This window comes from Alcanivorax sp. HI0083 (assembly GCF_001635175.1).
Window position 1 is genome coordinate 1 of the sequence record NZ_LWFX01000317.1, and the last position, 830, is coordinate 830.

1 protein-coding gene is annotated in these 830 nt (G+C 61.3%); it reads left to right on the forward strand.

What is annotated here, in order from left to right:
* Window positions 1-830: M48 family metallopeptidase (locus tag A3754_RS03345; protein WP_156496738.1), on the forward strand; the 830-nt coding region annotated here is incomplete at both ends.

Consider the following 830-nt stretch of genomic DNA (forward strand, 5'->3'; position numbering starts at 1 on the left):
ACTGGATTACCGGCCTCACGCTCGCCGTGATGTTGTTTGGCTGCCTGCTAAAACTCTGGCAACTGCGCAACGGTGGCCAGGGGCTGGCCGAGATGCTCGGCGCGCGCCATATCACCATGGACAGCACTGCTACTGGTGAAAAGCAGCTGATCAATGTGGTCGAGGAAATGAGCATCGCCTCGGGCATTCCTGCTCCCCAGCTCTATGTGCTGGACAAGGAAACCGCCATTAACGCCTTCGTGGCCGGGTTTCGACCCTCGGAAACCGTACTGGTGGTCACCCAGGGCACGCTCAATGAACTGAATCGGGATGAATTGCAGGGCGTCATCGCCCACGAATTCAGCCATATATTCAACGCCGACATGCGCCTTAATCTGCGCTTGCTGGCGGTATTGGCGGGCATTCTCGCGCTGGGCAAGGTAGGTGAGTACCTGATTCGCGGGCAACGCCGCTCCTCCTTCAGCCATTCTTCCAGCCGTTCATCATCCAACCGCAAGGGCGGTGGCGGGCTGATGTTTGCCGGCCTGGCCCTGATGGTGATCGGCTATGTGGGCCTGTTCTTCGGTCGTCTTATCAAGGCCGCCATTTCCCGGCAACGGGAACTGCTGGCCGACGCCTCTGCCGTGCAGTTCACCCGCAACCCGGCCGGGCTCGGCGGCGCGCTAATCAAAATACGCAACGGCGACGGCTCCCACCTGGCCACGCCCCACGCGGAAGACATGAGCCACATGTGCTTCGGGGAAACCCTTCACTTTCGCCTGCGCAACCTGCTGGGCACCCACCCACCGCTGGATGAGCGCCTGTCCGCCATAGGTAGCGACTGGGTGGCC